6 protein-coding genes and 1 pseudogene are annotated in these 7,642 nt (G+C 73.2%); 4 read left to right on the forward strand and 3 right to left on the reverse strand.

What is annotated here, in order from left to right; translation table 11 throughout:
* From PINTE_RS19410 to PINTE_RS19420, 3 genes and pseudogenes are all read right to left on the reverse strand, one after another.
* Window positions 1-354 (reverse strand): annotated as a pseudogene (locus PINTE_RS19410) (SH3-like domain-containing protein); the annotation flags it as partial.
* Entirely contained in the window at window positions 354-1,181 is an 828-nt protein-coding gene (gene nthA, locus PINTE_RS19415) for a nitrile hydratase subunit alpha (RefSeq protein WP_084343833.1), read from the reverse strand. The pseudogene PINTE_RS19410 and the gene nthA, both read right to left, overlap by 1 nt.
* Before the next feature lie 32 nt (window positions 1,182-1,213).
* Entirely contained in the window at window positions 1,214-2,131 is a 918-nt protein-coding gene (locus PINTE_RS19420) for an exodeoxyribonuclease III (protein WP_217996652.1), read from the reverse strand.
* A 63-nt stretch (window positions 2,132-2,194) separates the two neighbouring features.
* On the opposite strand from PINTE_RS19420, the gene gdhA reads away from it, so the two are divergent.
* The 4 genes from gdhA to PINTE_RS19440 form a co-directional block, all read left to right on the forward strand.
* Window positions 2,195-3,547, forward strand: coding sequence for an NADP-specific glutamate dehydrogenase (gdhA, locus tag PINTE_RS19425; protein ID WP_068433978.1), 1,353 nt, complete (start codon window positions 2,195-2,197; stop codon window positions 3,545-3,547).
* 91 nt (window positions 3,548-3,638) lie between these two features.
* The gene (locus PINTE_RS19430) at window positions 3,639-5,546 is read left to right on the forward strand and encodes a heavy metal translocating P-type ATPase (RefSeq protein ID WP_068433980.1); all 1,908 of its coding nucleotides are present in this window, start codon (window positions 3,639-3,641) and stop codon (window positions 5,544-5,546) included.
* Window positions 5,547-5,678: 132 nt separating this feature from the next.
* Window positions 5,679-6,641 carry a thermonuclease family protein gene (locus tag PINTE_RS19435; protein WP_245643066.1) on the forward strand — a complete coding sequence of 321 codons (963 nt, stop codon included), beginning with the start codon at window positions 5,679-5,681 and terminating at the stop codon, window positions 6,639-6,641.
* Window positions 6,642-6,728: 87 nt separating this feature from the next.
* On the forward strand, window positions 6,729-7,642 hold a 914-nt coding region (locus PINTE_RS19440; protein ID WP_245643067.1), incomplete at its 3' end, for an SDR family NAD(P)-dependent oxidoreductase.

Consider the following 7,642-nt stretch of genomic DNA (forward strand, 5'->3'; position numbering starts at 1 on the left):
GGGCCAGGGCACCGCCTCCGCGGGTGCCGGCGGTGGCGCGGATCCCGGCCCGACGGGCAGGTCGGCCCGGGCCTGGCCGGTGAGGTCGGCGGGAGCCAGCAGGCCCGCCTCCACGAGGAGCCGCTCGAGCCCGCGCAGCCAGATCTCGTAGTAGCTGCTCGACAGGTAGACCGCCGGCGGCAGCTGCTCGCGGGTGAACCGGGAGCGGTCGATGCTCCAGCGCCCGAGTGCGCCGGTGGCCAGCGTCACCGCGAGAGCCCGCCGCTCCCAGCCGGCGTGGAAGACGGGTTCGTCGGCCTCCGGCTCGACGGGTCCGAAGCCGTGCATGCCGCCGAGGTCGTGGACGCCGTCCATCACGCCTCCGGCGCGGTTGTACCGGGTGTGTGTGCCAAGCCGGTGCCGATCATCGAGTCGCGCGTGACGAGCTCGGCGAGCTGCTCCACGGTCCACCCGTCGGTGCCCGCGGGACGCTGCGGGATGACGAGATAGCGCACCTCGGCCGTCGAATCCCACACGCGCACACGCGTGTCCGCAGGCAACTCGACGCCGAAGTCGGCGAGCACCCCGCGCGGGTCGCGCACCACCTTGGCCCGGTAGGCCGGCGCCTTGTACCAGACGGGTGGCAGTCCGAGGATCGACCACGGGTAGCACGAGCACAGCGTGCAGACGACGAGATGATGCTCGTCGGGGGTGCACTCCAGGGCGACGATGTGCTCGCCCTGCCGGCCGGTCCAGCCCAGCTCGCCGATCGTCGCGCTCGCGTCGCGCAGCAGCCGCCCGCGAAAGCCGGAGTCGGTCCAGGCGCGGGCCACGATGTGCGCGCCGCGGTGCGGTCCGACCTCGTGCTCGTAGTACTCGACGATCCCGTCGAGGGCCGCCGGGTCGACGAGCCCGCGCTCGACGAGCACCGTCTCCAGCGCTCGGACACGGGCGTCCATCGCCCCCAACGTGCTGCCGTGGTCCCCGTGGTCCTCGTGGTCCTCGTGGTCCTCGTGGTCCTCGTGGTCCTCGTGGTCCTCGTGGTCCTCGTGGTCCTCGTGGTCCTCGTGGTCCTCGTGGTCCTCGTGGTCCTCGTGGTCCTCGTGGTCCTCGTGGTCCTCGTGGTCCTCGTGGTCCTCGTGGTCCTCGTGGTCCTCGTGGTCCTCGTGGTCCTCGTGGTCCTCGCCGTGCCCGCCGCTCATCCCGCGAGTCTAGGGGCGCCGAGCCGGCCCGGTCACAGGTCGTAGTCGACGACGACCGGGGCGTGATCGGAGATGCGCCGGTCCGGAGCCGGGTCGCGGTCGGTGCCCGCGCGGATCGCCCGGCCCGCGAGCCCGGCGCTGGCCAGGTGGTAGTCGATGCGCCAGCCGGTGTCGTTGGCGAACGAGTTGCCCATCCAGCTCCACCACGAGTACGGCCCGTCGGTGAGTGGATGCAGCCGGCGCACGACGTCGACAAGCCGCCGCGGGCCGATGACCTCATCGAGCCAAGCCCGCTCGATCGGCAGGAACCCCTCGCTGTTCTGGTTGCGCCGCCATTGCGCGACGTCGAACCGGGTGTGCGCCACGTTGAGGTCACCGAGCAGCAGGTACTGCCGGCCGCGGGCGCGGGCGCCTCGGCGGGCCCGGGTGAGCTGACGTGCCACGGCGCGAAGAAAGCGCATCTTGCGTTCGTACCGGGCGCCACCGTCGGGCGCCTCCCGCATGCGGCCGGGCCTTTGCAGGTGCGCCGGCAGGCCCCCCTTGGGCACGTAGAGCGAGGCGACGGTCACTCGGTCGTCCGCGAGATCCACTTCCACGTACCGGCCCTGGGTGGCGAATTCGCCCAGGCCGCGGGCCAGCACGCCGACCGGAGCGGCCGATACGTCGAGGCTTTCGCCGCCCGGCGGGCGCAGCAGGGCCGAGCCGCTCCACGTGCGCACCGCCTCGGGCGGCCGGCGCGTCAGCACGGCGACCCCGTTGCGACCGGCCAGGTCGCCGGCGTCGTACGCCAGGTGATAGTCGCCGAAGGCGCCCGCGGGCAGGGCGGCGATCGGGCAACGGACCTCCTGCAGCGCCACGACGTCGCAGTCGCGCCCGGTCAACCACGTGCCGAAGCCCCGGCGCAAGCCCGCGCGGATGCCGTTGATGTTATGGGACGCGACGCGCAGCACCCGGCCACGATAAGTGAACCCTCCGACGCGCCCGCGGGTGCCGGTAGTGCAACGATTCCGACCATGGTCGAAAACCTGCACCCCAACCTGGCTCCCATGTACGAGGAAGTGCTGGAGCGCAACCCTGGCGAGAAGGAGTACCACCAGGCGGTCTACGAGGTCATCCACAGCCTGAACCCCATCGCGGGGCAACGGTCCGAGTACATGCAGTGGTCGATCCTGCGCCGCATGTGTGAGCCCGAGCGGCAGATCATCTTCCGCGTGCCGTGGACCGACGACGAGGGCAATGTGCGGATCAACCGCGGCTACCGCGTCGAGGTCAACTCCGCGCTCGGCCCGTTCAAGGGTGGTCTGCGCTTCCACCCCAGCGTCAACCTCTCGATCGTCAAGTTCCTCGGCTTCGAGCAGGTTTACAAGAACGCCCTCACCGGCATGCCCATCGGAGGCGGCAAGGGCGGCTCGAACTTCGACCCCAAGGGCCGCTCGGACGCCGAGGTCATGCGGTTCTGCCAGTCGTTCATGACCGAGCTGTACCGGCACATCGGCGAGTACACCGACGTGCCGGCCGGAGATATCGGCGTCGGCAGCCGCGAGATCGGCTACCTGTTCGGGCAGTACAAGCGCATCACCAACCGCTACGAGTCCGGCACCATCACCGGCAAGGGCCTGACCTGGGGCGGCTCGCGCGTGCGCACCGAGGCCACCGGCTACGGCACCGTCTACTTCGTCAAGGAGATGCTCGCCGACGCCGGGGATGACCTCGACGGCAAGCGGGTCGTCGTCTCCGGCTCCGGCAACGTCGCGATCTACGCCATCGAGAAGGCCGCCCAGCTCGGAGCCACCGTCGTCGCCTGCTCCGACAGCAACGGCTTCGTCGTCGACGAGCAAGGCCTCGACGTCGAGCTGCTCAGGGAGGTCAAGGAGAAGCGTCGCGAGCGCCTCACCGCGTACGCCGAGGCCCGCGGCGGCTCGGTGCGGCACGTGACCGACGGCAGCATCTGGTCGGTGCCGTGCGACGTCGCCCTGCCGTGCGCCACGCAGAACGAGCTCGACGGGCAGGCCGCGCGCACGCTCATCGACAACGGCGTGCGCGTGGTCGCAGAGGGCGCGAACATGCCGTGCACCCCGGAGGCCGTGCACCTGTTCCAGGAGTCCCACGTGCTGTTCGCGCCCGGCAAGGCGAGCAACGCCGGCGGCGTGGCGACGAGCGCGCTGGAGATGCAGCAGAACGCGAGCCGGGACACGTGGTCGTTCGAGGCCACCGACACCCGCCTCGAGGAGATCATGACCGGCATCCACCGTCGGGTCGTCGAGACCGCGGAGGAGTACGGCCAGCCCGGTGACTATGTGGCCGGCGCCAACCTCGCGTCGTACATGAAGGTCGCCGACGCGATGGTCGCCCTCGGCGTCGTCTAAGGCTTGCCTAGCCTGTTTTCGCAGGTCAGAAGGCCTTTAGGCATGGCTTTCCTGGCTAGTCAGAGCTGCCGCGGCGGCGCACGATGACGGCATGGAAGGCACGCTGGCGCGGTTCGTCACTCGGTTCGTCACCCGGTATCCGCTCGTCGCGGTGGTGGTCTGCACCGGGGTGGTCGGCGGCGTCCTGCACCTGAGCGGGGCGCCGACCGCCTCCCGCTGGGTCGTCTCGGCGTTCGCGCTCGCGATGGCCGCCTGTTTGGCCAAGGGCATGATCGCCGACCTGCGCGCGGGCACGTACGGCATCGACCTGTTGGCGGTCACCGCGATCGTCAGCACGGTCGTCGTCGGGGAGCACTGGGCCTCGCTCGTGGTCTGTCTCATGCTCACCGGGGGTGAGGCGTTGGAGGACTTCGCCCGCAACCGCGCCTCCCGGGAGCTGTCGGCGCTGCTGGCGAACGTGCCCGAGCACACCCATCGCGTGGGGCCCGACGGGGCGCTATCGCGCATCGCAGTCGTCGACGTCGCCGTCGGCGACGTGCTCAGCGTGCGGCCCGGCGAGCTCGTGCCCGTCGACGGCGCGCTCGTCTCACCGGCCGCCACCGTCGACGAGTCGTCGCTGACCGGCGAGTCGATGCCCGTCGAGAAGGTCGCGGGCGAGGAGCTGTTGTCGGGGTCGGTGAACGGCTCGGCGGCGGTGCTCGTGCGGGCGAGCGCCACCGCCTCCGACTCCCAGTACCAGCGGATCGTCGAGCTGGTGCGTGAGGCGCAGGCCTCGCGGGCGGCGTTCGTGCGGCTTGCCGACCGCGTCGCGATCCCGTTCACGCTCGTCTCGTTCGTCATCGCCGGCGTCGCCTGGTGGGTCTCCGGCAACCCGTCGCGGTTCGCCGAGGTGCTCGTCGTGGCCACCCCGTGCCCGCTGATCATCGCCGCGCCCGTGGCCTTCATGGCCGGCATGGGCCGGGCCGCCAAGCTCGGCATCATCGTCAAGGACTCGGCCTCCCTGGAGAAGCTGGCCCGGCTGCGCACCGTCGCCTTCGACAAGACCGGCACGCTGACCCGCGGCGTGCCGGCGGTTGCAGGGGTGCACCCGGCTCCGGGACACACCGCCGACGAGGTGCTGACGCTCGCCGCGGCCGCGGAGTCACTGTCGACCCACCCGCTCGCGGCGGCCATCGTGCAGCATGCCCAGCAGCGGGGCCTGTCCGCCCCCGAGGCGGTCGCGGCGACGGAGACCGTGGCGGCCGGTGTCGAGGCCCGCGTCGGTGAGCGCGTGGTCCGGGCCGGAAAGGCCGGGTTCGTCGGCGCCGACGCCACCGCGATCATGCCCGCCGCCGGCAACTCCGGGGTGCACGTGTCGGTGGACGGCGGCTACGCGGGCCTCGTCGAGCTCGGCGATCAGCTGCGTCCCGAGGCCGGCGCGACCCTGCGCGAGCTGCGTCGCCTCGGCGTCACCGACACGGTCATGCTCACGGGCGACGCGGCGGCGACCGCGCAGGCCGTCGCCGTCGCCGTGGGCGTCGACGAGGCACGCGCCGGACTGTTGCCGGCCGACAAGGTCGCGGCGGTACGCGAGGCCCCGGCCCGGCCGGTGATGATGGTCGGAGACGGGGTCAACGACGCGCCCGTGCTTGCCGCGGCCGACGTGGGCGTGGCGATGGGCGCGAAGGGCTCGGCCGCCGCGTCGCAGTCGGCCGACGTCGTCGTCATGCAGGACGACGTCTACCGCGTGGCCCGCAGCGTGCACGTCGGGCGCCGCACGATGGCGATCGCCTGGCAGGCCATCGCGATCGGGCTGGGCCTGTCGGTCGTGCTCATGCTCATCGCCGCCACCGGCGTCATGCCCGCAGTCGTGGGCGCCGCGATGCAGGAGGTCGTCGACCTCGCCTGCATCCTGTGGGCGCTGCTCGCCGCCCGGCCCGGCAAGGACGAGAAGGGCCACACGACGCCGACCTCGATGCCCGCGCCCGTGCCGCAGCCGCGGCTCTCGCTCGGGGTGTGAGGGTGGCCTGAGGGGTTTCGGCGGAGTCGGGCTCGGCGGGGTCGGCGGGCCGGTCGCGCTCGGGTCGCTCGGCCGGCTGCCGATGGGTCCGGGCGAGAGGCCGGTGGGCCATCGGACGGTGAGGAGGGCGGCGTGCGAGTGAGGCGGTGGGGCGTGGGCGCGGCGGCCGCGGTCGCGGCGCTCATCGTCCTCGGGCAGCAGGGCGCGCCGTCGGCCGACCCGGGTGCGGGCGACCCGAGCCAGGCTGTTGACGCGACGGCCTCGGCAGCGGGGAGCGCGTCCGCGCCGTCGACGCCTGTGACATCGACGCCCGCGCCCTCGACGCCCGCCGTGGTCTCCGGCTCCGCCGCGAGCCCGACTCCCGCGTCGACCGGTGGCTCCGCGGCCGCGGCGACGCCCCCGTCTCCCTCTGCGACCACCGGGGCGGTCCCGGCCGGGGCGGTGATCCCGGTGGTGCGGGTCGCCGACGGGGACACGCTGACGGTCCGCATCGGCGGCCGGCGCGAGCGCATCCGGATCATCGGCATCGACACCCCCGAGACCGGAGAATGCGGGTTCGAGGCGGCGCGCGAGGCGCTGGTGCGAGCCGTCGCCGGCGGGGTGCGGCTGGAGGCCGATCGCACCCAGGACGACCGGGACCGATACGGGCGGCTGCTGCGGCACGTCGTGCTGCCCGACGGCACCCTCGCGGCGCAGCAGCTCATCGGGGCGGGTCTGGGCCGTGAGTACACGTACGCGGCGGCCTACCGTCACCGAGACAGCTACGTCGCGGCCGAGCGCACGGCCCGGGGGCGGGCGTTCGGGGTGTGGAGCGCCGGGTGCGCCCGGCCGGTCGCACCGACTCCGGCGGGGCCGTCGAACCAGGCCCGCCCGAGCGCCTCGGACACGTCGGCGCCGCGCGGCGGCGAGGCGGCTCGGGGCGCCGCCGAGGGCTGCCGCATCAAGGGGAACATCAACGGCGACGGCGAGAAGATCTACCACGTGCCCGGCGGGCGTTCCTACGACGAGACGCGCATCTCGGCGGGCACGGGCGAGCGATGGTTCTGTTCGCCGGAGCAGGCCCGGGCCGCCGGGTGGCGCGCGGCCCGCGGGTGACCGGCTCCGATCACCACGCGGTTCCGGGACGACGGATCACGACCGGCCTTCGACGCTTCGACCCCACGCTTTGCCAGCATGGTGGCCATGACCCCCAACCTGCTGCCGGCGCCGCTGCCCGACCAGAGCGGCCGCACGTGGCTCATCACCGGCGCCACCAACGGGATCGGCAAGGAGGCGGCGCTCGCGGCCTCGCGCGCGCGGGCCCGGCTCATCCTGCCGGCCCGCAACGCGGAGCGCGCCCAGGCGGTGTGCGCGCAACTGCCCGGGCCGGCGCGCTCGATCCCGCTCGACCTCGCCGACCTCGACAGCGTGCGCGCGGCGGCCGCGGAGGTGGCGGAGCCGGTCGACGTGCTCGTCAACTGCGCGGGCCGGGTCACGCTGCGGCGCGAGACGAACGCCGCGGGGCACGAGCTCATGCTGGCGACCAACCTGTACGGGCCGTTCGCGCTGACCAACCTGCTGCTGCCGCGGGTACGTGAGCGCGTCGTCATCGTCGGCTCGAACGCCCACGCGATCGGGCGGGTGGACGTCGACGACCCGAACTTCAGCCGGCGGCGCTGGACGATGGCCGCGGCCTACGCCCAGTCCAAGCTCGGCGACATGCTGTGGGGTTTCGAGCTCGACCGGCGGCTGCGCGCGGCGGACGGCCCGCGCGTCGAGCTCGCGCACCCCGGCTGGGCCACCACCAACCTGCAGAACGCGACGACCAACGCGCGCGTCAACGCCTTCGTCACGTGGTCGTGCTCGCGCATGGCGCAGACCGCGGAGGAAGGGGCGCAGCCGCTACTCGTCGCGGCGACCGCCGATGTGCCGCCCGGTTCATACATCGGGCCGGACGGCATCGGCGGTCAGCGCGCGCCCCGACCCTGGCCGGGAGGGCCGTGCGCGCCGCCGACCCGCGTGCGGCGCAGGCGACCTGGCGGCTGTGCGCGCGCGAGACGGGCACCGACCTGTGAGGCTGTCCGGGGCCCGGCCGGAACAGGCTCCGATCGAGATCA

The organism is Piscicoccus intestinalis NBRC 104926 (assembly GCF_001515525.1).
Classification (GTDB): Bacteria; Actinomycetota; Actinomycetes; order Actinomycetales; family Dermatophilaceae; genus Kineosphaera; species Kineosphaera intestinalis.

Excerpts from the sequence above, each read along its gene's own strand:
- nthA (WP_084343833.1), bottom strand. The coding sequence starts at position 1,181 with ATGAGCGGCGGGCACGGCGAGGACCACGAGGACCACGAGGACCACGAG.
- gdhA (WP_068433978.1), top strand. The coding sequence starts at position 2,195 with ATGGTCGAAAACCTGCACCCCAACCTGGCTCCCATGTACGAGGAAGTG.
- PINTE_RS19430 (WP_068433980.1), top strand. The coding sequence starts at position 3,639 with ATGGAAGGCACGCTGGCGCGGTTCGTCACTCGGTTCGTCACCCGGTAT.